The sequence below is a fragment of the Colwellia sp. genome, from assembly GCF_013215345.1.
Taxonomy (GTDB): domain Bacteria; phylum Pseudomonadota; class Gammaproteobacteria; order Enterobacterales; family Alteromonadaceae; genus Colwellia.
The window spans coordinates 1-25484 of record NZ_JABSOV010000061.1 but is presented as its reverse complement, the minus strand read 5'-3'; the positions used below and the strand labels follow the sequence as shown (position 1 = coordinate 25484).

Genomic DNA, 25484 nt, shown 5'->3' with positions numbered 1-25484 from the left:
TACAATTGAAAGCTTGGCATTGGGTTTACCTCTCAAGATTTCTTTGGATGCTTGGCTATAAAGGGCCATTTGAATCTTTTAAAGAAGCGAAGGAAAGAGCCGATATTGCTGCCGACAAATTAATTGAAATTGCCCAAAGCCAAGACAAGATTGTATTGTTCGGTCATGGCTTTATGAACCGTTATATTAGAAAATCGCTAATCAATAAAGGTTGGCTGTTAAATGAAAAAAGTAATGCTTATTGGGGGATTACCAGCCTCGAAAGCTAACAAACTCATATTTCATCGACATTAAAGTAATATAAAATAATAAAAGCTGCCATTCGCTATTATTGAAATACTTAAAAGAGCTAAAGTCATGACCACTGTTTTAATTGATAAAGTGAATTGATTACGCATATCAGCCTCCTAATGGTAAGCCCCTTAGGGATTAGCAAACCTAGTATTAAATGAGATGCATAAATTAAACCATAACTAAGTAACAACTATGCATCGTTAATGCTTACCTACGTTTTAATTAAACTTAGTGAAGCCATAAGTAAGTAATTAGTATAAGAATGAATAACAGACAGCTAACAGCCTGTTTCACTAAACATTTAAGCTAATTTTACTTGTCATAAGCAACAATTGCGTGAATACTAAAACAGCTTTAATTAAGGGCATGTAAAGTCACTTTATTTGCAGCTTATTATCAACTTCACTATGGCAAATATATGCCGAGTGTGAAGTTGATATCATTCGTTAAACTTCTTCTGGATACCTATTATGAATTTAGATAAATCAACAAAACGTATAGCAAAAAGAGTTAAAAAGGGCTTTCAAGGTTATCCACAAATATCACTGGCTTATTTTGGTGCCTCTGCTGATTGTGCTACCGAAGTCGTTGTTGGTTACACCGCTGAAGAAGGTGCTACAGTGCAAGAGCAGAAGTTTACTAGTAAGGCTGATGCACGAAAAGATGAGACTATTCAAACCACCTTATTAAAAGTTATCGAGCGAGCAGACGCTAAAACTGTGGTAGAAGTGGCTGGTGTAGCAATTATCTAAGAATACTAGCGATAAGCTAAGTTAGAGTAAATTAAATAATAGCTGAGCTTTTGGTTTCAGCCTGAGTAGGCATAGTCTATTCGCTAAGAGCCACTTGGCGGACGACTATCTTGCATCAATACATCTAACTTTATTTGTGCTTTCTTGTGGTTTTCTAGGTCTATGACTTCAATCATTTCACATTCGTCTCGAATCATTTCAGCAATCAGACTTGGGTAATGACGGCAATCCTCAGGTCTATCTAAGTAGATACTGCAGGTATATAAGTTGGCATCAGTTGGTTTTTTTTTCGGAGCAATATCGAGAAAAGGACAGCTTTGTAGTCTTAAGCCGGATTTAGGGTCGAACCATATCTCGTTGTTTTTAACGAATTCGAAGATGTCGGGGTTAAATATTTCCCATAGGTCTATTTCTTCTTGAGTGGCAGCAAGATCGCCACCGCCATATTTGATACAACATTTCCCGCATTGATTACAATCTTTCATAGTTCACTAGTGAGTAGATATAGACACTGTTATTGTATCATTGTTGCTAATTTTAGTAGTTAAAGTTAAAACGATGATGGCTTTATCTTCTATAGCAAACCGTTTACAGGGGATTTTTCCTTCCACCACCACTAGGCATTAGACATTACGTATTAAAAACATGCCATATTTTACTAAAAAACAAAATAAAAGCCAGACAGTCAATTCAACAGTCGACTATTTACCACTTTACGTTATACTGCCGCGCTAAAACCAAGTATTTAAATTAGCGGAGACCATCATGCACGATCTTTATTACAAAGGACGCATTCACACTAGACATAACCATGTAACCACAGGTTATAACACTAAACGTGCTGTTAAGCTTGGTAGTGAAAAAAAACCATTAACGCTAGTGGTTAACAGTGATGAAAGAAAACTAGAAGTAGCAGCGTTAGTTGCCGAAAATGGATTGTTTGCTGATATTAGCGTGGATAGCGCGGTTGAAGAAAATATCAATGAACTTAACTCGACACTAAACAAGCCGACAACTACTCGATTCGACAAAACCCCGAACCGTAATGATCCTTGTTTATGCGGTAGTGGCAAAAAATACAAAAAGTGTTGTGGCTAACAACACTTCATTGATCGACTATCAATCAGTCAGTCATTTAGTTTATTTAAGCCGCTGCAGCTCATTTTACTTCGAAATTTGTCAGTAACAGTAGCTTAAATAAATGTTTGTCTTAAGCGCAATCTCTCTGTATTTTGTCATGTCAAATGTATACGCTTCTCTTTAGTTATAACTCTTTTGCTATAGTCACTGCTGGCAAAGCGGTAATATTCATAAAATCCCTCGTTGAAAACCATTCACTATAAGCAAAGTTTAACTGTATAATTTTTATCATAAAAGAACGTTTTTTGAACGTAATTGACTAATCCCCGTTAATGTTCAAATTTGTTACATAAATTAAGCCGATAATCGTGCTTAAAGGTAGCATTCTGCCTCACTTTAGATTAAATTTGCTGCCTTATATTAACTACAGTTATCAAGAGCGCCTTATGTTAGAAAATACTCTCCCTCAACTCGAACAACTGATTGAAGACATCATTGCAAAAAATATCCAGCTAAAAACCCAAATAGCTGAACTTGAGCAGACAAATACTTTGCTTACTGATGAAAATGAAACCTTGCAACTTGAAGCACTTGACGGTGAAGAAAAGCAAAAGCAAACCAACGATGTTTTATCAAACTTGTTAGGTAAATTGCAAAGCGCATAAAGAGGTTGATTAATGATTAAGGAAGACTCTAAAAGCATCAGCATTGAAATAATGGGTAAGCAACATCAGTTCACTTGCTCAGCTGAACAAACAGAGGATTTAAATCAAGCTGCTAGTAACCTTGCTGCTATGTGTAAAGATATCAAGAAGCAAGCGGGTAACGCTAACAGCGAACGTGCTTTATTGGTTGCAGCCATTAATTTAAGTCATTCACTATTAATGGCGAATAATAAATTAGAAAGTTATCAACTTGGACAAGAGGCTTTAATTTCCACGTTAAAAAACGCGTTATAACTAGAGTCACTTTTAAGTATTACTGCTTTCGTTGCTCTGGCCACTTGAGAGTTAAGAGAGCGGAAATACTGATCTCTATATGCATTATTTCTAAGTACCAAGAGTTGTCTTATTTAGGAAACCTACTTTATGGCTGCTGCCAGGATTGAATTTAAAGGGTCAAGCTTTACCCTGTCAGTTTTACATTTAAAAACTGCAACTATAGCGGATATTCGTGCTGATTTAGCCAAAAAAGTAGCACAAGCACCGGATTTTTTTTACCTTGTACCTATAGTCGTGAGTATTGATAAACTCAATGACGACATTGATTATCAAGGGATTAAAACATTAATTGAAGAATTCAATTTTACCTTTGTCGGCTTTACTGGCGCTATCTCTAAGGAGCAACGTCAGCTTATTCGTGAATGTGGTTTTTCATTTGTTAATACGGCGAAAGCCAACACAGTCAAAAAAACAGTGCTTGTCGAAGAGTCGGTAGCAGAAAAACCTAAAGCCGTTATCGCTACACCGCAACGTGATTTATATACGGACAAGATACACCGAGGGCAAATTCGCTCTGGTCAGCAAGTTTATGCTAAAGATCAAAATTTAGTTGTAATTGGCTCAGTGTCTGCGGGCGCTGAAGTTATTGCCGATGGCAATATTCATGTCTATGGCTCATTACGTGGTCGAGCCATTGCTGGTGCAACCGGCCATCATAAAGCGCAAATATATTGTCAAAAACTTGAGGCTGAATTGGTCTCTATTAATGGTAATTATTGGCTAAGTGAGTCAATGGAAGAACATTGGGCCTCGCCGGTATATATTCAGTTGACTGATAACGAACTTACCTCATCAAAACTCATTTAATTTTTAACTTATAAAGGATATTCGGTCTATGGCACGAATAATAGTGGTTACATCAGGAAAGGGCGGTGTTGGTAAAACGACCTCAAGCGCTGCAATTGGTCTTGGTTTAGCGTTAAAGGGACATAAAGTAGTCTTAATTGATTTTGATATTGGCCTGAGAAATCTTGACCTTATTATGGGCTGTGAACGCCGTGTGGTATACGATTTTGTCAATGTGATCAATGGTGAAGCTACCCTGAATCAGGCATTGATTAAAGATAAACGCGTTAGTAGCTTATCTATATTACCCGCCTCACAAACACGCGATAAAGATGCCTTGAATAAAGAAAATGTCGGCAAGGTGCTCGAAGATCTCGGCAAGCTCTATGACTTTATCATTTGTGATTCACCAGCGGGTATTGAAGCTGGCGCTATGATGGCTCTTTATTATGCTGATGAAGCTATTATCACCACCAACCCAGAAGTATCATCAGTACGTGATTCTGATCGTATTATCGGCATGTTAGCAAGTCGCTCACGTAGAGCAGAACTTGGCTTAGAGCCAATAAAAGAGCATTTACTATTAACCCGTTATTCACCTAAACGTGTCGCTGAAGGTGAAATGCTGAGTGTAGAAGATGTTGAAGATATTCTTTCCATACCGCTATTAGGTGTTATTCCTGAGTCGCAAGCTGTGCTTAAGGCATCAAATGCTGGCGAACCAGTTATTTTAGATACCGAAAGTGATGCTGGTCAAGCCTACCAAGATGTGATTGATCGCCTTTTAGGTGAAACCATCGATTTTAGGTTCTTAGTTGTCGAGAAGAAAGGCATATTTAGTCGTATGTTTGGAGGGTAACATGGCATTACTGGATTATTTTTTACGTAAAAAAGAAAAGCAGGTCACCACGGCTTCTAGGGCTAAAGAACGTCTGCAAATTATCGTGGCTCATGAACGTAATAGTCGCAATAAGCAGCCAGATTATTTACCGCAACTAACCGAAGATATTCTTGTGGTATTGCGTAAATACATTCAAGTATCGGATGAAAGTTTTTCGATAAAACTTGATAATAAAGATGGTGATTTAAACGTATTAGAGTTAAATATTGAATTGCATGATGAGCAGAGCAGCAGCTAAGCTCGATTAAGATATTAACAGTAGAGAAACACCAATTTTTAGTAAGCTCTGACTACTGAAAACTGGTGTTTTTTTTGAACTTTATAACATCAATGCTTAACTAAGTTCACCACGTAAACTTTGCTGCATTTTTTCACACATCTCTTGGTAACTTAAGTTTTTGCTTAATAAATAATGCAGCTTAGTTAACGTTGCCTCTAGGGTCATGTCATGACCACTGATCACGCCGACTTCACTCAGGGCATTACCTGTAGCATAACCCGACATATTAACCGTGCCTTTAATACATTGGCTACAGTTGACCACGACTATACCTTGCTCTTTCGCTTTTCTTAAACAAGACAATAACGCTTTATCTTGCGGCGCATTACCGACGCCATAACTACGTAAAATAAGCGCTTTCACTGGCTGCTGAATAGCATTTTCAATCACAGCACTGCTAATACCTGGGTATAAATGCACGACACCGACGGGTTGAGGGGTGATTTTTGACAGCTGTAGTGGCTCAATGTTTTCTATCGGCTCAGCTATTTTTCCTGCGACAAGTTGAATATTAATACCAGCTTCAAGTAGTACCGGCATATTAGGCGAGTCAAAGGCGTTAAAGCCGTCGGCATACGCTTTAATACAGCGATTACCACGGTAGAGTTTGTTATTAAAAAATAGACCCACTTCGCTAATGGGGTAATTGGCGGCAATATATAGTGAATTTAGTACATTAACTTGGCCATCAGACCGTAGCTGGCTAAAGGGGATTTGAGAACCAGTAACTATAACGGGCTTGCTTAAATTTTCGAACATAAAAGATAATGCTGAACTGGTATAAGCCATGGTGTCGGTGCCATGTAAAACAACAAAACCATCATAATCATCATAATTGGCTTTAATATCATCGGCAATACGTTGCCAATCACTGGGTGTCATATTTGAAGAGTCAATTAACGGCTGATATTCACTGATGGTAAAATCAGGCATTTCACTGCGATGAAATTCAGGCAGTGCATTTATTGATTCAGTAAGATGGCCCTTAGCAGGTACAAAACCTTGGGTGCTCTGCATCATACCGATAGTACCGCCTGTGTAGGCAACATAAATTCTTTTTTTTATCATAATTCTTAATGCTATGTTTTAGATTTTAGAAACTTATGACATTATATCTTAGCAAGCAGGATACTTGCTATAGCACTGGCTAAACAATGACAAATCATTACGGAATAGGTTGGGGGCAGGGATTATGTTTCCGTTATATCTTGGTCATTCTTGTTAGCACAGACATAAAAAAGAGGCAGTTACTTGCATAACTACCTCTTTCAATTATAAAATTTTACTGTGCTGTTTAGTTTGCACTACAGGCCACACATAAAGTATAGCGACCTTGTGGGTCATTAAACTGGTTCATTTGCGTTAACTCAGCTTTCATTAATGAAATGAACTGTGATAACGGCTTATTACTTACCGCATTGGTGGCTAAATCAATAGTGCTATGTTCTTGGCTAGCCGTAAACATGCTAATCAATGACGATGATTTACCTATTAACTGCTGCATAATTTTATTACGCGAAGATTGCTGTTTTTCAATTAACAGGGTGTCATATTGTTCAAGGTTAGCAAGGTTTGCAGCGGCAACAACTGCGTCAGTTAAGTTACCTAGTTCATCAACTAAACCAAGTTCTTTGGCTTTTTTACCCGACCAGACACGACCTTGAGCAATGGCATCCACCTCTTCAACTGTCATATCTCGATTGTCAGCAACCAATTGAATAAACTCTTGGTAGCCTTTATTTATCGATAATTGGAATAAGTTAGCCATGCCTGGTGATAGCGCTTGAGTAGGACCGAAACCTGCAATATCGGTAGTGCCAACACCATCAGTATGGATACCCATTTTGCTTAATGAATCTTCAAATGTCATCATCATGCCAAAAATACCAATGGAGCCGGTAATGGTTGACGGCGCTGCATAAATTTTATCTGCAGGAGCTGAAATCCAATAACCACCCGAGGCGGCATAAGTACCCATTGAAGCAACTACGGGTTTACCCGCCTTTTTCAATAATTCAACTTCTTGGCGAATAATTTCTGAAGCATAGGCGCTGCCACCTGGGCTGTCGACGCGTAGCACTACGGCTTTAACATCATCATTATTACGCGCTTTACGCAGTAATTCAGCAGTACTGTCGCCGCCAATAGTACCTGGTTTCTGTGAACCATCTAAAATAGTACCTTTGGCAACAATAATGGCTACTTTATCATTAGCGCTGTCAGCAAGCTCTACGCCTTCATCTAACGAAGAACTGGTTGCTGCGATATAATCTTGGTAACCGATATGGCTGTAGCTATTGCCTTTTTTATTTTTACCCACTAAATCAATAAGCTCACTGCGCATTTCCTGGCGTGTTTTAAGTTGGTCAACCCAGTTATTGTTAAGGGCATATTGGGCAAAACTACTGTTAGCTGCGCTAAACTTAGCCACTAGCGTGTCGATATTTTCATCAAAGTTTTCTACGCCAAAATCACGACGCTTAGCAACATCTTCTTTATATTGCTGCCATAAATCAGTCAACCAAAGTTTATTAGCTTCTTTGGCCGCATCAGACATGTCATCGCGGATAAAGGGTTCAACTGCAGATTTAAAGGTACCGACACGGAAAATGTGTTGGTTAATGGCTAGTTTTTCTAATGCCGACTTAAAGTACATTTTATAGCGACCGTAACCATCAAGTAACATAAAGCCTTGTGGATTTAACCAAATATTGTTGGCGGTACTTGCTAGGTAATATTGGTCTTGTGAGAATTGATCGCCAAAAGCAATAATTTGTTTGCCGGTGCTTTTAAAATCTTCTAGCGCATAAGCAATATCTTGCAACTTAGTTAAACCAGTGCGGTTTAAGCCTTGTAGTTGTAAAACTAATATTTCTACCCGATCATCGTTTTTCGCTTTACCTATAACATCAAGGATATCACTCAGTAAAACTTCTGGGTTATCATCTTTTTGCTCCATGGCTTCCGATAAGAAAGCTTCCATAGGATCAACTTCACGCTTTTGCTCGACTACGTCACCTACTAGGTTAAGCACTAAAGCTGTTTTTTCTGGTACTTGTATTTGTTCATCGCCACTTGATATAACAGCAATGAAGCCGAATAACAGTATAAAGAATACTAGGTTTACCACCACTGAGCGCGTAAGAGTTAACACACGCCATAGCGAAGAAAAGATCCGTTTTATAATGCTTGGATTATTATTCATATATATATCTTAAATTGATTAAATTAAAAGTTCTCAACTCTATACTACCTTAATGTTTACCAAAACTTAACATATGGCCTTCGCTAGATTGTAACTATTTATGGCATCTATAGCTGATTAGGGCATGTATTGCTAAATAATGGTAAAGATGAAAGTCTTTAGTGATTAAAGCGTTCTTATTATTAATCGTATTATTTCTTTATATAAGACAGCCCGTATGCAACTTTTACAACATTACTACCAAAGCTTTTTAAGCCAACTTAAACATTTTGATGGCATTCCTGCATTATTAATAAGGCTCTACCTTGCGCCAGTCTTTATAATGGCGGGTTTTAGCAAAACACAATTACTCAATGAAGAGGTAACCGGTTTCAGTGCCTTTTTGGCGGATCCCAATATTATTGCTTGGTTTGGAAACAGTGATTGGGGCTTAGGATTGCCGTTCCCAGCTTTATTAGCAAATTTAGTCATTCTGGTTGAGTTTTTTGGTGGTTGGTTGTTATTAATTGGCGCGTTAACGCGCTTAATTAGTATTCCACTAATGTTTACCATGATAATCGCGGCTACGTCAGTTCATGCCGATAATGGTTGGTTTGCTATCACACCAACTAATAGTGATATTAGCCCAGCGAAAGTTCTCACTTGGCTTGGTGTTGAAAGTGCACAAGCGAGTTTGGATAATAGTGAACAAACAGCAATACGACTTGAGAAAATGCGCGAGCTGTTGGCCGAAAATGGCAATACTGATTGGCTTTTTGAGAAGGGTAATATTGTTGTGCTAAATAATGGTATCGAGTTTTCAACAACCTACTTCATTATGTTGCTAGCGCTATTTTTTATTGGTGCAGGGCGTTATACCAGTGTAGACCACTATATAGCGCAACGATTTTTAATCGAGGAACAGCGCTTTAGATAGTTGTATTTATGCCTTAGAACTTTACTCAAAACATAAAAAGCTGAACAGCATCAAACACTGTTCAGCTTTATATTTTTCAGTTCACTGTGTTTTTATACAGCCCGCGGTAATTAACGACTGACACGCTTCTTTTTAATGCTAGGAACTAAATGACCAAAATGATAAATAGCTAAGCCAAACAACACCATAAAAGCACCTAATATCAATTTATCATTAATTACCTCACCGTTTAACATTGCGCCCAGACTCAAGGCAATTACCGGTGTAACTAGGGTTATCAAGGTAACACTACTGGCCGATAGTTTTTGTAATACGGTAAAGTACGCATAGAAACCAATCAATGAACCAAATACACCTAAATATAGCGTTGCCCATATAGACTTCACTTGCCATGTTTCAACAGGGACTGTGCCATCGAGTACCAACCAGCTCACTAAAAACAATGGTGTAGCAACCGTTAGCGCGCCTACTGTGGTAGCTAGTGGGTGAATAGCTATTGAAACACTTTTAACCAATACGCCACTTAAACTAAAGAAAAATACCGCTAATAAGATAAAGATTACCCCATAAATACCATCGTCAGCCAAAGTGAAATTATCAGAGCAAACTACCGCTAAACCACACAATGAAATAATCATAGAAAATTTACGCACACCACTGATATTAGGCTCGGCTAAAATTTTCTTTGCCAATAGCGCAGAGATAACGGGAGACAAACCAAAGACCAAAGAAATAATGCCTGACGATAGATAGGGCGCTGCTAGGTACGTGCAAAGCATGCCGCCAAATATGCCTAACGCCGAATAGGTGTATAAAGTTAATGCCTGTTTATGCCAAGGGAGATTTATTTTACGAACTTTAATTACTAAGGCGCCAAGTACTAGGGCAATAAGCATTCTAAGTAATACCGCTAAACTTGGATTAATGCTCTCAGAACTCCACACTATACCCAATGGGGTGGTAGACCATATTAATAGTACCGCCAAGTAGGCAATTGACACTGACATTTTACTCTCCTTTGCTTGTTATAAATGCTTTTTTAAATATTTTGGTTAATGCTTCTTTTAAATGAAGTAGGGCTAAAGCTTAGGCAGAAAATTGCGGTTTTTTTGTCGGTAGGGAGTGTAGAAACAAAAAAGCCGCAAGAGATGATTTCTGCGGCTTTAAAAGTGAACTAATTAATTATTTTCTTAATAATCTTTTCAATGCTCCGCAGGGGCTGGCCAATTTAATTGGCGCTTAACGAGCCACAGTCGATTGACCATAAACAGATAGCTAATTGCTATTGTTTTAGGGTTTCGAATACTGATCATGGCGAGTAAGTTACTTGGCATTGTTCTTCTTTATAGTAAGTTATTAAGAAAACTGAAGTTATCTTGTTGCTAATCTAGCGTGTTAACGTACGTTATTAATGTACAGTTCAGTTACTTTTATAGTGGCGGCAGAGTTAAATTAAGTCAAGCATAAATAATGGCTTAGCGGTATTTATACTTAATTAGGTTGAATGAATACTATTTACGTTATTTAACCAAGATAAACGTGCATAAGAGCAAAGTTGTAGATAAACTTCGATGATACCTCTTATTATTAATATGGTTAAAGGATTTTATGGACGCTATTGAATTATTATTACAACGACAATCAACACCGTTGCTAACGGATCCCGCTCCTAGTGATGCTGACTTGACGACATTATTATCTGCCGGCATGCGAGTACCCGATCATGCGGGTTTAAAACCTTGGCATTTTCATGTTATTACAGGCCAAGGCTTACAGCGCTTGAGTGATCTTTATGTTGAAGCAACAACCGAAGACTTATCTAGTATGGCTGGGTTAATTGAAGGTACTAGCATCGATGAACATGCCTTCAATGAAAAAATAACGAAAGTAGCGAAAATGCCTTTTAGAGCACCAATGATGATTGTTATCTCGACTCAATATATTGAGCATAATAAAGTGCCTAAACAAGAGCAGCTAGTTGCTGCTGGCTGTTGTGCACAAGCAATACAAATGGCCGCATTTTCATTAGGCTATGGCGCTATGTGGCGTACTGGTAACTTAGCTTACAATGAGACAGTGAAAGAAGGCTTGGGACTGGCAGAGGGCAATGATATCGCGGGCTTCTTATATATAGGCACGCCAACTAAAGTGCCACATAGTAAACCAGCGAAAGATTTCCAAGACAAAGTGACCTATTGGACTTAATAAGCTAAAACATAATAGCAATAATGCCAGATTATTATTAGACTCATACGCTTAAAATCTGGCAATAAAAAAGGCGACATTTAGTCGCCTTTTTCTATAGTTCAATACGAATCATAACGTTAGAACGCAGCGTTATTTGGCGTTCTTGGGAATGGAATTACGTCACGAACGTTTTGCATACCAGTAGCATACGCAACTAAACGCTCAAAGCCTAAACCAAAACCAGCGTGAGGTACAGTGCCGTAACGACGTAAGTCTCTATACCAACCGTAATCAGCAATATCTAAGCCCATTTCTTCTAAACGGCTATCTAATACGTCAAGACGTTCTTCACGTTGACTGCCACCGATAATCTCGCCAATGCCTGGCGCAAGAATGTCCATAGCGGCAACAGTTTTACCATCATCATTTAAACGCATGTAGAAAGACTTAATATCTTTCGGGTAGTTTTGTAAAATGACAGGGCCGTTAAAGTGCTCTTCAGCTAAGTAACGTTCATGTTCAGAGTTTAAATCTACGCCCCAAGCGACTGGGTTTTCAAATTTCTTACCGCAGTTTTCTAAAATAGTGATAGCGTCCGTGTAATCTAAACGAACAAAGTCAGTATTGATAACAGAGTTTAAACGGTCAAGTACTGTCTTATCTACACGTTGTTGAAAGAAGGCCATATCATCGGCACGTTCGTCTAAAACTGCTTTTAATACATATTTCAGCATTTCTTCAGCTAAATCAGCCGCATCAGATAAATTAGCAAAAGCGATTTCAGGCTCAATCATCCAAAATTCAGCTAAGTGACGGGTAGTGTTAGAGTTTTCGGCTCTAAACGTAGGGCCGAAAGTATAAACTTTAGATAACGCGTTACAGTAAGTCTCTACGTTTAATTGGCCAGATACCGTTAAAAAGGTCTCTTTACCAAAGAAGTCTTGGTTGTAATCAACCTTGCCTTCGTCGTTACGTGGTAAGTTTTCCATATCTAACGTACTTACACGGAACATCTCGCCAGCGCCTTCACAATCACTACCGGTGATAAGTGGTGTGCTGATCCAGAAATAACCTTTGCTGTGCAAGAATCTATGGATAGCTTGAGCTAAACAGTTACGAACACGAGTTACCGCGCCGCCAATGTTAGTGCGGGGACGTAAATGTGCTTGTTCACGTAAAAACTCAATACTGTGACGCTTAGCAGCCATTGGATAAGTATCAGGGTCTTCAACAAAGCCCAATACTTCTACCGATGTTGCTTGAATTTCAAAAGCTTGTCCTTTACCAGGAGATTCAACCAAAATACCGGTTACTTTAACTGAGCAGCCAGTGGTTAATTTAAGCACTTCGCTGTCATAATTGTCGAGTTCACTAGGCACAATGGCTTGAATAGCATCAAAACATGAACCGTCATGTATGGCTAAAAATGAAATACCAGCTTTCGAATCACGACGTGTTCGAATCCAGCCGTGGACGGTAATGCTTTCATTAACAGGGAAGTTTCCTGCTAATACATCAGTAATTGCTATAACCGACATTTAATGACCTCTTATTCTTATGAAATTGATTGAAAATTGCTTTATACCAAGTCGTTTGAGTTATTCACCATTCACGGTAAGTGAGGGATAAATTTTAACTAATTGGTATTATGCTGAAAATGGGGTGATATGTTACCGTGACAAGGCGTAAATGCAATGCTTAATTGCATTGAATAATAACAAATAGTGCAAGTTAACAATAAAAAGCACTTAAATGGACGAAAATTAAATTATGACAACAGTAGGTGATGGCAAAAGTAACAGTGAGCCACGTATAGAGCGGAGGAAAATTCCGGATTTATGGCGTTATACACAAATTGCATTAGCGCTGATAAGTTGGTTACTTTTTTTAATCGCGTTAATACTGTCTTATTATGCTGCGCCTGATCATGATTACGGCGTGTTACGTTACTACGGTGTTGAAATCCGCCAATTTTGGTTAACGCCTTTAACGGGCTATCTATATATATTGTTATGGTTAAGTGCTTTGGGCAGTTATTTAGCGCTACTGACAGATAAATATCGGCGACGACGCCGAAGTGACAACACTAACTACAGCTTGATTTTCTTACTAACCGTTAACTTAACTTGGTTAGTGTATATATTAGTTAAGACACATTGAATATGCGGTTAAGACTTAAGCTATTTCAGTTAAGCTTGAACTTGAGTCCCCTTATTCAAGCGTAACTAAAAGCTAAGTAAAACCTAGCTAAAACCTAACTAAAGCATTCGTCTTCATCTAACACAGTTGCTATGGCATGCACTAATGTTGTTAACTGCTCAGTAGTAATGATAAGAGGAGGAATGATATAGATTAAGTTGCCAAAGGGTCTGATCCAGACACCTAATTCAACAAAGCGTTTTTGAATCTGCGCGACATTAACACTTTGTCGACATTCAATGGCACCAATACTGCCCAGCACTCGCACATCTGTCACCCTTGAGTGATTATTCAAAGGTTTAAGCTGGTTAACAAGAGTTTTTTCAATACCTTGTACTTGTGCTTGCCAATCGTTTTCCAATAATAAATCAATGCTAGCATTGGCAACGGCGCAGGCGAGGGCATTACCCATAAACGTCGGGCCATGCATAAAACAACCAGCAGCGCCTTCGCTGATGGTCTGGGCAATATGTGTGGTACATAGAGTTGCTGCTAAGGTGATATAACCCCCGGTTAATGTTTTGCCTAAACACATGATATCAGGACTAATACCAGCCCATTCACAGGCAAACAACTTGCCGGTACGGCCAAAACCAGTCGCTATTTCATCAACAATCAGTAAAACGTCATACTGATCGCATAAGTCACGACAGGCTTTTAAATACTCAGGATGATAAAAACGCATGCCTCCAGTACCTTGAACTATGGGTTCAATAATAAAGGCGGCTAACTCATTATGATGTTTAGCAAATAAAGCGGAGAGTTCAACAACATCATTGCTGTCCCATGCCTCACCAAATTTAACTTTTGGCGCTGGCGCAAAGTAATGCTGCATTAATACCTGTTCAAATATTTGATGCATACCGGTAATAGGATCGCACACAGACATCGCGGCGAAGGTATCGCCGTGATAACCATTTCTGACCGTTAATAGCTTAGTCTTAGTTAAACTTTGTTGGCCTTTTTCAGCTTTGGCATGTTGATATTGCAAGGCCATTTTCATGGCGACTTCAACACTTACCGAGCCAGAATCAGACAAAAACACCTTGTCTAATCCTTCGGGCGTTAAATGAATCAACTTTTCACATAAGGTAATGGCACTTATATGAGTTAAACCGCCAAACATCACATGAGACATTTTTGCTGCCTGCTGCTGCAATGCGGCATTTAACTTAGGGTGATTATAACCATGTAAAACAGACCACCATGAAGACATGCCATCAATGAGATGTTCACCGCTAGCTAAATTGATGGTTACCCCTTCAGCACTATCAACTAAATAGCTTGGTAGCGGCTCAGACATTGAAGTGTATGGATGCCAAACGTTTTCTTTATCAAGGCGAAGGAGTGAATTTTGTTCAGACGGAGTCAGGTTTGTTGTTTTATTGTTCATTTGTTAACTAAAGATCTTCTTAATCGTTGACATCAGGCTTAGGCTGGCTAGACTACCCGTTAAGTTAACTAGATGCAATTGAGTTTTAAATATGTCCGAAGCAGTACCCACACTGAAGGTAGCACCGCAAGTAACACCACAAACACAGTCACTAAATTCTATTGTTCGACATAATTGGAATTTAAAAGAAGTCCAAGCATTATTTGCTATGCCTTTTAGTGACTTAATGTTTAAAGCACAAACCATACACAGAGAAAACTTTAATCCCAATGAAGTACAAGTAAGTACCTTATTATCGATTAAAACCGGTGCTTGTCCGGAAGATTGTAAATACTGCTCACAAAGCGCACGTAATAAAACCGACTTAGAAAAAGAAAGTTTATTAGCCGTTGAAAAGGTATTAGAAGCGGCACAAAAAGCTAAAGAAATGGGCTCAACCCGCTTTTGCATGGGCGCTGCATGGCGTAACCCGAAAGAGCGTGATATGCCATATGTACTTGAGATGGTTAAAAGTGTTAAAGCACTTGGTATGGAAACATGCATGACTTTAGGTATGTTATCTGTCGAGCAAGCAGACAGGCTCAATGATGCCGGTTTAGATTACTATAACCATAATCTAGATACTTCACCTGAGCATTATAATCAGATAATCACTACCCGTACTTTTCAAGATAGACTCGATACTTTAGGCAATGTCCGCAGTGCTGGTATGAAAGTTTGTAGTGGTGGCATTGTTGGATTAGGTGAAAAAGCTAACGATCGTGCCTCTTTATTAATACAACTTGCTAACTTAAGCCCACAACCAGAAAGTGTGCCTATTAATATGTTAGTCAAAGTTGAAGGTACACCGTTAGAAAATGTTGATGATTTAGACAGTTTTGATTTTATCCGTTGTATTGCCGTGGCGAGAATTATGATGCCTAAAAGCCATGTAAGATTATCAGCCGGTCGTACTGCTATGAATGAACAGATGCAAGCCATGTGTTTCCTTGCTGGCGCTAACTCAATATTTTATGGTTGTAAGTTACTGACCGCAGACAACCCTGAAACAAATCAAGATATTGCTTTGTTTGAAAAGTTAGGTATCAATACCGAAACTATTGTTGACGATAGTGCTGCATCAGATAAAATCCTTAACACCGCGATTGTTGATCAGCAAAATAGCGACTTATTCTATAACGCATCGGTTTAAACAAATCGGTAAAAAATATTGTTATCGCTAGTCATTAACCTTGCTAGCGATATACTATTACTCCCACTATGTGATCTCAATAATAAAAATTCACTGTCTAGGTAGGAATGATTAGATGAGCTTTGATTTTATTCGCACTGACATTGATGAGCAAAAAGCTAAGTCTCGCTACCGACAATTGGTTTGCACTAGTACGGCAAGCCAAGGCAATGAAATCATTATTAATGGTAAGTCTTACTTAAATTTTTCCTCGAATGATTATTTAGGTCTAAATAATCATGCTCAAATAAATAAAGCACTACAAGATGGTGTAGATAAGTTTGGTACTTGTTCTAGCAGCTCGAGTTTAGTCACCGGTTATCATTATGCCCATCAAGCACTAGAAGATGATATTTGCCAGTGGTTGAATAAACCAAAATGTCTACTTTTTTCCAGTGGATTTGCTGCTAACTTAGCATTATTTCACGCCTTAGGAAAAAATGAGCAAAGTCACTTTTATCTTGATAAACTAAGTCATGCGTCAATGATAGATGGTGCTTATCAAAGCAAAGCAAAAGTAAAACGCTTTAACCATAATAATATTGAGCAACTGACTAAATTACTCAGCAGTAGCGAACAAAGTGCAGACACCGGTAACAATAAACTGATTGCATCGGAAGGGGTGTTTAGTATGGATGGTTGCCAAGCTAAAGTAATGGAACTTGCTCAATTAGCTAAAACGAACAGTGCTTGGCTTTATTTAGATGATGCCCACAGCATTGGTGTTATTGGTAATAAAGGTCAGGGTAGTAATAGTATTGCTAATATCGATATTACCATGGCAACTTTTGGTAAGGCGATTGCGACCAGTGGCGCATTTTTAGCTTGTGATGAAAACTTACATGAGTATTTAGTTAACTTTTCTCGGCACTATATTTACTCTACCGCAATTTCACCCGCTATGGCTTGGGCAACCAGAAAAAGCATAGAGCTTATCCAAAGCGAGCATTGGCGCCGTGAAAAAATAGTAGAATTAAGTGAATTGTTTAGTGATTTATTGACGCCAGAAGTTGAGTTAGTCGGCACGCAATCTTCAATTCATGCAATAATAATTGGCGATGAGAAAAAAGCTCTTAGGGTAAGTGAACAACTTAAAAAACAAGGTGTTTGGTTAACAGCAATAAGACCACCGACAGTGGCAGTTAATAGCTCAAGGTTACGTGTTACTATTTGTGCGCACCATAACACCAAAGATATCAAGTATTTAGCGGAATGCATCAATAAGGCTATAGCTTAATGGTTCAAACAGAACAAGATAACGAAAACAGAGTTAAAATTGCTAAAAGTTTTGGCTCTGCCAGTAAATCCTATGATGTATCGGCAAGATTACAACGTTTTTCCGGTAAACATTTAATGCCTTGGTTACCTAATCGTAATGATCTAACGGTATTAGATCTTGGCTCAGGTACCGGTTTTTTTACTGACTTATTAGCAGGTACTTATGAGCAAGTTATCGGTTTAGATATCTCAACAGAGATGCTTAAATTTGCCAAAGAACATCGTAATAAAAAAATCCTCTGGCTCGAAGCCGATGCTCATAATATTCCGCTACAAAATAACAGTATTGATTTTATTTACTCAAATTTAGTTATCCAATGGTTCGAGCCACTCGATGAAGCGATTACTGAAATGTTAAGGGTATTGAAACCGGGCGGTTTACTTATTTTTACCACTTTAGTTGATGGCACATTACATGAGTTGAAATCTTCGTGGAAACAGGTTGATGATGATCAACATGTTATTGATTTTAAAACCGTCACTGAGCTAAACACATTATTTAATAATGAAAATGGTAAATTAGTCGAACAAAAGTGCCAAGACATCATTTTGGAATATCAAAACGTTATTCATTTAGCGCGAGAGTTAAAAGGCTTAGGGGCTAACCATCTGGCTCAGAAAAAAAACAGAGGTCTGTCGGGTAAAGATAAATGGTTTAAAATGACCGAGCATTACCAAGACTTTCTTGAGCCAAGTGGTATATACCCCGCAACTTATCGTTTATTTTCCGGCTTGGTTGTTAAGTTAAATAACTAAATGATAAACAGCTAAAAAGTTAGCAAGTGTCTTCTACATTTACTCGCCTTAGATTTATAAAGCTAACACTAAGGCGTTAGTGATTGTAAGGTCATCGCCATTAGTCCGTATTTAAACTCATTGTTAAAAGCTACGCAAACAACCCCTCAATTTTTAAAACAACTTACCAATTTAATGCACAGAGCTATTAAAGAGTTAGTTAAGGTATAACAAAAACTTTATGAGAGAATTTTTTATCACAGCGACAGATACCGATGCCGGTAAAACGTTTGTCAGCTGCGCGTTAATTAAGGCGTTAACTCAAGCTTCAATTCAGTTTGTGGCTGGCGATAAAAATATCTGTGCGACTAAGCCAACCAAAGTCGCGGCCTTCAAACCCGTCGCCGCCGGTTGTGAATTAGTCGATGGTCAACTTATTAATGAAGATGCTAAGTTACTCAGTGAATTTGCAAACTGCCAACAAAGCATTACTGATATTAACCCGATTGCCTTTGCCGAGCCGATCGCGCCGCACATAGCAGCTAAAAAACAAAACCAAGAAATCAATATTGCTGATATTCATCATCATTACCTAGCAGTAAAATCATTGAACGCTGATGTCACTTTAGTGGAGGGTGCTGGTGGTTGGCGCTTGCCGCTTGGTCCATCATCGCTTATTCCTTTGTCAGCTGAAGCAATGTCGTTAAATATTAATACTGCTAATAGTCAAAAGCCCGCTTACCAATTTTTATCGGACTTTGTTAAAGCTGCAGAGCTAGAAGTTATTCTCATTGTTAATATGAAGTTGGGTTGTTTGAATCATGCTTTGTTAACCTATGAAACGATTAAAACTGATGGTCTACATTGTATTGCTTGGATTGCCAATTGTGCAGCAAGTGAGCGAATGGATAATTTGACAGAAAACATCACTGAGCTAGAGCAGCTTTTACCTATGCCAAAAATTGCCCAGTTCGATTATTTTAATGATGTCGATAGCCAGGGTAATAAGCTAAGCTTCCATGAAAAAATTAATCTTGCTGCTCAGCAAATAAATTTAGTCCCGTTACTTAAATAAGCTGTGCTCAGTTTATCTAACTATTAATTTAACTACTTTTCTAATTCGGCCACGCAAGCACTGGCAATAAACCCTGAACGGGTTTTATATTCAGAAGACTTACTTACCTTGTTATCAATTTGTGCAATCAATAATTCCGGCAGGGTAACATTTATTTTATGGCTCTTACCAAGGTAGGGGGTAATATCAATACTGACTATTGCCCAAAAAGCTTGTGCAAAGGTATGTGGATTTTCCAATATATATATTTTTCTATGGTGCTCTAAACCTTGAGCATTCGGAACCTTTTCACCGTATTCCGCCAAAATAGTAAGATGTGACTGTATTGCTTTAGTCACTTCGTCCATGCCTAAATCAATTGTTTTTTCAGTAATTTGACAGCCAGGAAGATCAGGTACAGACACTTGATAAGCTGTATTTTTATCGACCTGGATAAACACCACCGCATACTTCATTGTTAACTCCCTACACCACTAAAAAGCTCAATTAATCACCATAACCCTGATAACTCAAAATAGCAACACCATGATAACCCCTATAACTCCTTGTTATAGCTGCGTATAACTCCGGTAACCCCAAGTAACCTTGGCAATGATAACCCTGGCAACTCCCGAGTTATTCGGTAGGTAAACGTTTACTATGATTACAGTGTTTGGATAATGACAAATATTAATTATGAAATGAAAGTTTTGTTGATATTCCTAACAATGATTTTACTGCACTAGTGGTAAACTACTGAGGACTTGAATAATGGTTAACTCTATGTGGCTAGGGTTATAAAATTTATGGCTATTGAAGTGTTTACGCAGAGGTAAATATGAAATAGTAATAGAGAACTGTAGGTATATAGCTAACATTTCATGAACAATAGTGGCTTAATATTCACCGTCAATTTTTCATGGTAAATCAGTCATAGCTGAATATTCATACTTGAGCAAAGTAAAGTCATTGAAGTTAACTGTCTAGCATTGCCACATGCATCATCACCTTCAACAAAAAAGATTGCAGTAACGCAGTCAGCATAGATAGAGAAAGCCTGAGATTTAATTATTTAAGGTTAAATTTTACTCATGTTTCGGTGATAACGCGTAAATAATTGGCAAACAAACGTAATACGTTAAACACTACTTTACACAGTAATGATTCTTATTTACAGTTGGGCATCCATATATGTTGTAGGAATAGCTGACTAAGTAATTATCAGCTGTAGTTCATGAAAGATAAGAAATTACTCAAAGCAGAGTGCTTAATTGATCTGCTCGAAAATAGGCGCTTTGGTGTTGAATACCAGCCAATAATTAGTTGCAAAAGCCAAGATATTTTTGCTTATGAATCACTGGCAAGATTCTATACCGCGGATAACAAGTCTATTCGGCCCGACCTCGTTTATGAGTCATTACATTCCAGCCCATTAAGCTTGTTCCAAATTGAATATCAACAAAAAAAATTACAATTATCTTATGCTGTTAATGGTCATGATATCTTTGTCAATTTAGATCAAGACTCGTATTTTTCCTGCGGTGTCATTGATCAAAGTAATCCCTTTCTAAAGTTGTTTAAAGAATTTCAAAAATCGAATGTCGTGGTTGAGTTAATAGAAAACTCAGAAATTAATGATGCCATCATGAGTTTAGCGATGATTGATAACCTAGCTAAAAACAACATTCCTACCGCTATAGATGATGTTTGTAATCCACAGTCCATGATATCGACCTCTGTTATCCAACTTGTTAACTACATTAAGCTTGATAAGTTTGTGATTAAAAATAAAAATAATCGCAACTTCATGTTACTGGTTAAATCTATTATCGATTACGCGCACAGTACCAATAAAAAAATAATACTAGAAGGGGTAGAGACCCCTGAGGATTTACGTCTTGCCCAGCAGCTTAAATGTGATTTTGTCCAAGGGTTCCATTACCGTCATCTTTTTAAGAACGTTAGTTAATTACTGTTAATCGAGTTATGAACACCATACACTGTCTTTAATTCTTATATTCTCATTCAAATAAAGAGTACTAACATGAATGTATACATGAAAAAATCTATGCGAATCCTTTGTAGTTTAGTGAGTGTCGTTGGTTTTTCGGCCTTTGCTACCGATCTTAAGGTCGGTGATACCGCGCCAAATTTTAACTTGCAAGCAACCACAGGTGACTTTTATCAGCTAAGTGATTATCAAGGTAAACAAGCTGTGGTAATCGCTTGGTATCCAATGGCAAACACCCGTGGGTGTACAATCGAATGTAAATCGTTAACCGAGCAAGGCCACCTTATTCGCGAGTATGATGTTAGCTATGTGATGGCCAGTGTTGACCCAATTGATGATAATCGCGCCTTTGCTGAGAAAACCGGTGCTGATTTCCCTATGTTAAGTGATCCGACTAAAGCAGCAGCAAAGGCGTATCAAGTGCTAAATATGTTTAGAGTTGCTAGTCGTGTGACTTTTTATATATCTAAAGAAGGCAAAATATTGAAAATAGATGACGATATAAGCCCTAAAACAGCCGCTGAAGATATGGCAAATACGCTAGGCGAGCTCGGTATAGCTAAAAAATAGCGAACCCAATTCGACTGATAAGAGCACTTTATGGCAAAACCTAATAAAAAAGGCCCTAGCAAGACTGTTGATATCTATTGCAAGGGCTGTAACTTCTTGCTGTTCAAATATCGAAAAGGAGGAAAGGGCGCTTTACTGAAATGTTTTAAAGAGCGGATCAGTCAAGACTATACCGAAACGCCTTGCACTTGCCCTAAATGCGACAAAGTTTTTGCCCGAGACTGCTTAATTAGAGGCACACCAGCATTTAAAATGATTGGTGGCAAAGTCTGGTGTAAATAGAGTGTTAACTCATTGTTGTTATTGTGCTTTATTTAGTAACTAAAAACAATTAAACACATTTATAGAACAACTTATAGCAGTTCTGATTTTTTTGCCCGCTATCATATGTCTAAATAACTCCTACCAGGATGTGATCATTGGATATTGAACAAGCAAGAATAAAAGCTGTATGCAACCATATGACTACCATCAGCATTGATAACAAACCTTTTGTGCCATTAATTAAGATAAAGCGCAGTGAGGCATTGCTTGCTGGCAATATTAGAGTGATGTTATCGAAAAGGCGATCTAACCGTATTCATTATTTTTTACAGATGTATGCGAGTAAAATCACTTTAGTTAATGAAGATTAGTCGCAAACATTTTTATTAATGAGTGCGAATAAAAAAGCCCGTAGTTAATTGCTATGGGCTTTTTTATTGGAATTATTTTTTCCTTAACTGTTTAGCCGTTAAGAATTTTGTTATCAACAGATGATAAGATATACTTCACGTACCGACACACTCTTGCTAAGTTTTTACCTTAAGTAACAGTAAGTTGAAATGCGATACATGGTTACGTGTTACCAATTAGTTAGTGATATTCACTATTTATATTGCTAAATGGTTAACAAACACACCTAATGGTGGCAATCCTTTTGTCTTACCATTCACTTTAATGCTGCCTTTGTACCTTATACCATTTTGATTAAGTTTCTTCTCACTCAGCGAGAGTTAAAAGGCTTAGAGGCAAGGCATTGATTAAAGAGAATGGTTATTCCATTGTCAAAATCAATAACGTAGCATGTAAGCCTTTTAAACTCGCCCTGCGGGAGATTTTCAGCGATTAGATAACCGCACTGAATTTCTTTCATATAGAGTGACTATATGCAAAAAAATTCAATTTGTTCTCAAAACGCTGACAAGCTCTGAGTGGGAACAAACTTAGTCAAATTGGTATTACTTATATATAGCCTCTAAATCGCCATTTTTAAGCTTTTTATTGACGGCTTTTAAACACTGGTGTGCATGGCTTATAACTTGTTGCATGTGTTCATAACAACGACGTTCATTTTTTCCGTAAGCAAAGAATGTTAGTACTACTTGCTGACCCATGCCGCCGGTATCTTCTTTATCACCTAGTGCGAGGTAACAAGTAGCCGATTGAGATAAACAAATAGCGCCAGCTCGAAAACCTAGTTTCGTACTGGCAACGCTTTGCAGTATATTTTGCATTAGCCAGTCGATACTGCGCTGCTGACAGTTTTCTTCAATATCACGGAACAATATCATTAAGCGGGCACTGCACTTTTTAGCATAGGGATATTGCTCATCAGGGTTATCTTCTGCAGCATTAAACGTGCAGTCATTACTTTCCAGTAATGACGCCGGGCTGTTGAGCCACTCGACCAGAGAATAAAAAGTATCGGCAAAGGGCCATTTATTAAAGGGCTGAAAGTCTTCTAGTGCAGTACGTATCAGTTTCGGCTTTTTCTTGAAATCCATATAAATACTGCTTTCGTCCGATTTCATCGAAGTCCAAGGGTGAGATCTTCCTTCGGTATGTTCGGTTTGCTTGGCTGTAAAAGCGTCCACTATTTAACCCTTAAATGCTGATGTAGACCGAAACACTGAATATGCAGACTTGCGAGAGAAGCAGTGCTTGGTCGAACTTTTATCAAAGCGACATATTAACAGTAAAAATACCAATTCCAATAAGTTTCTTGCCACTCAGCGAGAGTTAAAAGGGTTAGGAGGCAAGGCATTGAATGTAGTTAATGGTTATTCAGGAGAATAGCTCCTGCATTCACTTCTAAGCAGCATCCCTGCAGCGTCCCTATCAAATCAATAACGCTGCATGTAAGCCTTTACCTTTTATTAGGTACTCGCCCTTTGGGATCTTTCCAGCGATTCGATAACCACACAGAATTTCTTTCATATAGAGTAACTATATGCAAAAAAATTCTATTTGTTCTCAAACCACTGGTAAGCTCTGAGTTGGAACTAACTTAATGGACTTGGTATAAGATAAATAAAAAACGCTAAAGCGGCTGCTAATCTAGCTAGTCAGTCTATTCATAGGTAAACTGCGTGGCAATATCTAAAATAGTGCTAGCCGCTACGCTTATTAGCGGCTGATAACACCATTGTTATGAGGAAATACCAATAATGTCAGACAAATTACGAGTGAAAGAGGCCGGTAGCCTGTTAATTTTTCTAAATGCCAAGTTACAAGGCTGGTCTAAAAAGAAGATTAAACAGCGACTACAACTTGGTTACGTAATAGTAAACGGTGAGTCTGTTGTTAAACATGATCATCCACTAAATGCTGGTGATGATGTTGAAGTAATGGCACAGGGGAAACGTTTTGACGCCAGTAAAGGTAAGCCTGCTAGTGCAAAATTGGAAATATTGTTTAGTGACCGTGACCTAATTGTCATTAATAAACCAGCGGGCTTGTTGTCTGTAGCCACGGCCAAAGAGAATAAACTGACTGCGCTGGCGATGTTACGTAATCAGCTGTCAAAGGCCAATAAGGGAGTTAAGTTGTGGCCAGTACACCGACTCGACCGAGATACATCAGGCGTTTTAATGTTTGCGACTTCACGAGAAATGCGTGAGGCGATTAATGCCAAGTGGGCAGAGGCCGATAAGGTGTATTTAGCCGTGGTTGAAGGAATTCCACAGCCTAACAGAGGCACTATAAATCAGCCGCTTAGGTTAGACGACAAGCAATACAAGATGCATGTTGGTGCCCACGAAGAAGCTAAAACAGCGATTACTCATTTCAGTACAGTTCGCAGCGTTAATCAACGCTCTTTACTCGAAGTTAGACTCGATACAGGTCGTCAACATCAGATACGAGCCCATTTATCTTGGTTAGGTTACCCAGTTGTCGGTGACCCACGTTATGGTACTGATGGTCCTCGTATGGGACTTCATGCACAGCGCTTATCGATTACTCGGCCAAAAGGTGAGCGACTAACCATTGAAGCACCTATGCCCAATGATTTAGTCACGTTGTTGAGATAGGCCCAGCTGTTTATTGAGATGGTTTTGTGGCGGTGTAGCTTTATATGACACCGTCAAAAAAACAAGCACATAACGGTTAGTCGCAACTATCATATTTCTTTGTTTTTACTTCATAATCATAAACATTACCGATCTTATCAATTTTAAAGTGGCAACAATCGTCAAATACTTTTTTAAGTAAACTGCGACTCTTTTGCACCCGCGATTTTAGCGTTGAATAACTTATCCCTAACTGCTCAGCATATTCTTTTTGTGATTGATTATTGACATCTATAGCGGTTAGTAAACTCGCATTTTCATCCGGTAGTGCATTAATAA

At 38.3% G+C, this 25484-nt stretch carries 28 protein-coding genes and 1 pseudogene; 20 read left to right on the top strand and 9 right to left on the bottom strand.

Going from position 1 to position 25484, the window contains the following annotated elements:
- Positions 1 to 269: pseudogene (locus HRT50_RS10905) on the top strand (hypothetical protein); the annotation flags it as partial.
- A gap of 495 nt (positions 270 to 764) precedes the next feature.
- A complete protein-coding gene (locus HRT50_RS10900; protein WP_291614300.1) occupies positions 765 to 1046 on the top strand; it encodes a hypothetical protein in 282 nt (93 codons plus the stop codon).
- A gap of 83 nt (positions 1047 to 1129) precedes the next feature.
- Here the strand turns inward: HRT50_RS10900 and HRT50_RS10895 are convergent, their stop codons facing one another.
- Entirely contained in the window at positions 1130 to 1531 is a 402-nt protein-coding gene (locus HRT50_RS10895; protein ID WP_291614299.1) for a YkgJ family cysteine cluster protein, read from the bottom strand.
- A 280-nt stretch (positions 1532 to 1811) separates the two neighbouring features.
- Between HRT50_RS10895 and HRT50_RS10890 the strand changes: the two genes are divergently transcribed.
- The 6 genes from HRT50_RS10890 (at position 1812) to minE (ending at position 5052) form a co-directional block, all read left to right on the top strand.
- Positions 1812 to 2144: a PBPRA1643 family SWIM/SEC-C metal-binding motif protein gene (locus tag HRT50_RS10890; RefSeq protein ID WP_291614296.1), complete on the top strand. Its 333-nt coding sequence runs from the start codon at positions 1812 to 1814 to the stop codon at positions 2142 to 2144.
- Between the two features lie 428 nt (positions 2145 to 2572).
- Positions 2573 to 2791: a DUF904 domain-containing protein gene (locus HRT50_RS10885; protein ID WP_291614295.1), complete on the top strand. Its 219-nt coding sequence runs from the start codon at positions 2573 to 2575 to the stop codon at positions 2789 to 2791.
- Between the two features lie 12 nt (positions 2792 to 2803).
- A complete protein-coding gene (locus HRT50_RS10880) occupies positions 2804 to 3085 on the top strand; it encodes a cell division protein ZapA (RefSeq protein ID WP_291614292.1) in 282 nt (93 codons plus the stop codon).
- Between the two features lie 129 nt (positions 3086 to 3214).
- Positions 3215 to 3934, top strand: a complete 720-nt coding sequence (gene minC, locus HRT50_RS10875) for a septum site-determining protein MinC (protein WP_291614291.1) — start codon at positions 3215 to 3217, stop codon at positions 3932 to 3934.
- A 28-nt stretch (positions 3935 to 3962) separates the two neighbouring features.
- On the top strand, positions 3963 to 4772 hold the full coding sequence (gene minD, locus HRT50_RS10870) for a septum site-determining protein MinD (RefSeq protein WP_291614289.1): 810 nt from the start codon (positions 3963 to 3965) through the stop codon (positions 4770 to 4772).
- A 1-nt stretch (position 4773) separates the two neighbouring features.
- Positions 4774 to 5052, top strand: coding sequence for a cell division topological specificity factor MinE (minE, locus tag HRT50_RS10865; RefSeq protein WP_291614286.1), 279 nt, complete (start codon positions 4774 to 4776; stop codon positions 5050 to 5052).
- 96 nt (positions 5053 to 5148) lie between these two features.
- Here the strand turns inward: minE and ansA are convergent, their stop codons facing one another.
- A complete protein-coding gene (gene ansA, locus HRT50_RS10860; protein WP_291614284.1) occupies positions 5149 to 6162 on the bottom strand; it encodes an asparaginase in 1014 nt (337 codons plus the stop codon).
- A gap of 226 nt (positions 6163 to 6388) precedes the next feature.
- Positions 6389 to 8299, bottom strand: a complete 1911-nt coding sequence (sppA, locus tag HRT50_RS10855; protein ID WP_291614282.1) for a signal peptide peptidase SppA — start codon at positions 8297 to 8299, stop codon at positions 6389 to 6391.
- Between the two features lie 217 nt (positions 8300 to 8516).
- Between sppA and HRT50_RS10850 the strand changes: the two genes are divergently transcribed.
- Positions 8517 to 9215 (top strand): DoxX family protein, encoded by a 699-nt coding sequence (locus HRT50_RS10850; RefSeq protein WP_291614280.1) that lies wholly within the window; start codon positions 8517 to 8519, stop codon positions 9213 to 9215.
- A 110-nt stretch (positions 9216 to 9325) separates the two neighbouring features.
- Here HRT50_RS10850 and HRT50_RS10845 read toward each other — a convergent pair whose 3' ends face one another.
- Positions 9326 to 10222: a DMT family transporter gene (locus HRT50_RS10845; protein ID WP_291614278.1), complete on the bottom strand. Its 897-nt coding sequence runs from the start codon at positions 10220 to 10222 to the stop codon at positions 9326 to 9328.
- 601 nt (positions 10223 to 10823) lie between these two features.
- On the opposite strand from HRT50_RS10845, the gene HRT50_RS10840 reads away from it, so the two are divergent.
- Positions 10824 to 11420: a nitroreductase family protein gene (locus HRT50_RS10840; RefSeq protein WP_291614277.1), complete on the top strand. Its 597-nt coding sequence runs from the start codon at positions 10824 to 10826 to the stop codon at positions 11418 to 11420.
- Positions 11421 to 11539: 119 nt separating this feature from the next.
- Here HRT50_RS10840 and asnS read toward each other — a convergent pair whose 3' ends face one another.
- Positions 11540 to 12940 (bottom strand): asparagine--tRNA ligase, encoded by a 1401-nt coding sequence (asnS, locus tag HRT50_RS10835; protein ID WP_291614275.1) that lies wholly within the window; start codon positions 12938 to 12940, stop codon positions 11540 to 11542.
- Between the two features lie 232 nt (positions 12941 to 13172).
- Between asnS and HRT50_RS10830 the strand changes: the two genes are divergently transcribed.
- Positions 13173 to 13562, top strand: a complete 390-nt coding sequence (locus HRT50_RS10830) for a hypothetical protein (protein ID WP_291614273.1) — start codon at positions 13173 to 13175, stop codon at positions 13560 to 13562.
- Positions 13563 to 13656: 94 nt separating this feature from the next.
- Here HRT50_RS10830 and bioA read toward each other — a convergent pair whose 3' ends face one another.
- Positions 13657 to 14994, bottom strand: coding sequence for an adenosylmethionine--8-amino-7-oxononanoate transaminase (gene bioA, locus HRT50_RS10825; protein WP_291614271.1), 1338 nt, complete (start codon positions 14992 to 14994; stop codon positions 13657 to 13659).
- A 91-nt stretch (positions 14995 to 15085) separates the two neighbouring features.
- Between bioA and bioB the strand changes: the two genes are divergently transcribed.
- From bioB to bioD, 4 genes are all read left to right on the top strand, one after another.
- Positions 15086 to 16186 (top strand): biotin synthase BioB, encoded by a 1101-nt coding sequence (gene bioB / locus HRT50_RS10820; protein ID WP_291614269.1) that lies wholly within the window; start codon positions 15086 to 15088, stop codon positions 16184 to 16186.
- A gap of 115 nt (positions 16187 to 16301) precedes the next feature.
- Positions 16302 to 17462 carry an 8-amino-7-oxononanoate synthase gene (locus HRT50_RS10815; protein WP_291614267.1) on the top strand — a complete coding sequence of 387 codons (1161 nt, stop codon included), beginning with the start codon at positions 16302 to 16304 and terminating at the stop codon, positions 17460 to 17462.
- Positions 17462 to 18259 (top strand): malonyl-ACP O-methyltransferase BioC, encoded by a 798-nt coding sequence (bioC, locus tag HRT50_RS10810; protein WP_291614265.1) that lies wholly within the window; start codon positions 17462 to 17464, stop codon positions 18257 to 18259. The genes HRT50_RS10815 and bioC overlap by 1 nt, the downstream gene beginning before the upstream one ends.
- Before the next feature lie 220 nt (positions 18260 to 18479).
- Complete coding sequence (gene bioD / locus HRT50_RS10805) at positions 18480 to 19313, top strand: dethiobiotin synthase (protein WP_291614264.1); 834 nt, start codon at positions 18480 to 18482, stop codon at positions 19311 to 19313.
- A gap of 32 nt (positions 19314 to 19345) precedes the next feature.
- On the opposite strand, the gene HRT50_RS10800 is transcribed toward bioD, so the two are convergent.
- Positions 19346 to 19768 (bottom strand): type II toxin-antitoxin system HicB family antitoxin, encoded by a 423-nt coding sequence (locus HRT50_RS10800; protein WP_291614262.1) that lies wholly within the window; start codon positions 19766 to 19768, stop codon positions 19346 to 19348.
- 758 nt (positions 19769 to 20526) lie between these two features.
- Between HRT50_RS10800 and HRT50_RS10795 the strand changes: the two genes are divergently transcribed.
- From HRT50_RS10795 to HRT50_RS10780, 4 genes are all read left to right on the top strand, one after another.
- Complete coding sequence (locus HRT50_RS10795) at positions 20527 to 21261, top strand: EAL domain-containing protein (RefSeq protein ID WP_291614260.1); 735 nt, start codon at positions 20527 to 20529, stop codon at positions 21259 to 21261.
- A gap of 87 nt (positions 21262 to 21348) precedes the next feature.
- Entirely contained in the window at positions 21349 to 21873 is a 525-nt protein-coding gene (locus HRT50_RS10790) for a redoxin domain-containing protein (RefSeq protein WP_291614302.1), read from the top strand.
- A gap of 30 nt (positions 21874 to 21903) precedes the next feature.
- Positions 21904 to 22155, top strand: coding sequence for a hypothetical protein (locus tag HRT50_RS10785; protein ID WP_291614258.1), 252 nt, complete (start codon positions 21904 to 21906; stop codon positions 22153 to 22155).
- A 179-nt stretch (positions 22156 to 22334) separates the two neighbouring features.
- Positions 22335 to 22508, top strand: coding sequence for a hypothetical protein (locus HRT50_RS10780; RefSeq protein WP_291614256.1), 174 nt, complete (start codon positions 22335 to 22337; stop codon positions 22506 to 22508).
- Between the two features lie 585 nt (positions 22509 to 23093).
- Here HRT50_RS10780 and HRT50_RS10775 read toward each other — a convergent pair.
- Positions 23094 to 23729, bottom strand: coding sequence for a hypothetical protein (locus HRT50_RS10775; RefSeq protein WP_291614254.1), 636 nt, complete (start codon positions 23727 to 23729; stop codon positions 23094 to 23096).
- A gap of 573 nt (positions 23730 to 24302) precedes the next feature.
- Between HRT50_RS10775 and HRT50_RS10770 the strand changes: the two genes are divergently transcribed.
- Entirely contained in the window at positions 24303 to 25166 is an 864-nt protein-coding gene (locus tag HRT50_RS10770; RefSeq protein WP_291614252.1) for an RluA family pseudouridine synthase, read from the top strand.
- A gap of 76 nt (positions 25167 to 25242) precedes the next feature.
- Here HRT50_RS10770 and HRT50_RS10765 read toward each other — a convergent pair.
- Positions 25243 to 25484, bottom strand: a 242-nt coding sequence (locus HRT50_RS10765) for a sigma factor-like helix-turn-helix DNA-binding protein (RefSeq protein WP_291614251.1), incomplete at its 5' end; no start/stop codon positions are given.